1 tRNA gene is annotated in these 380 nt (G+C 42.6%); it reads right to left on the minus strand.

The annotated features are described in order from the left end of the window. Positions 1–168: 168 nt before the first annotated feature. Positions 169–244 (minus strand) — tRNA-Ala (locus JWG39_RS16260). Positions 245–380: the final 136 nt, after the last annotated feature.

A 380-nucleotide genomic window follows, 5' to 3' on the forward strand; every position in this document is an offset into this window, starting at 1 on the left:
TTGATTAAACTCTTAGGTACTCAACTACTGTAAACCTTTTATCTCTCCCCACCCCGAAGGATGGATCAATTAAAAAGGATTTTTTTGCTACTCTACTATTCAATTATCAAAGAGCGTTCAAACCGGTTTGTACGAATTCAAACCAGTGAAAATTTATGTATAATGTGATGGTGGAGGATAACGGGATCGAACCGATGACCTCCTGCGTGCAAGGCAGGCGCTCTCCCAGCTGAGCTAATCCCCCAACAAATTATAAGGATCGCAAACGATCCCTCAAAACTGAATAATAACATTGCAAGTGAACTCTTGTGCAGCTCAAAGCTGCTTTTTTTCCTTTAAAAGGAGGTGATCCAGCCCCAGGTTCCCCTAGGGCTACCTTG

This window comes from Desulforhopalus vacuolatus (assembly GCF_016918505.1).
Lineage (GTDB): Bacteria > Desulfobacterota > Desulfobulbia > Desulfobulbales > Desulfocapsaceae > Desulforhopalus > Desulforhopalus vacuolatus.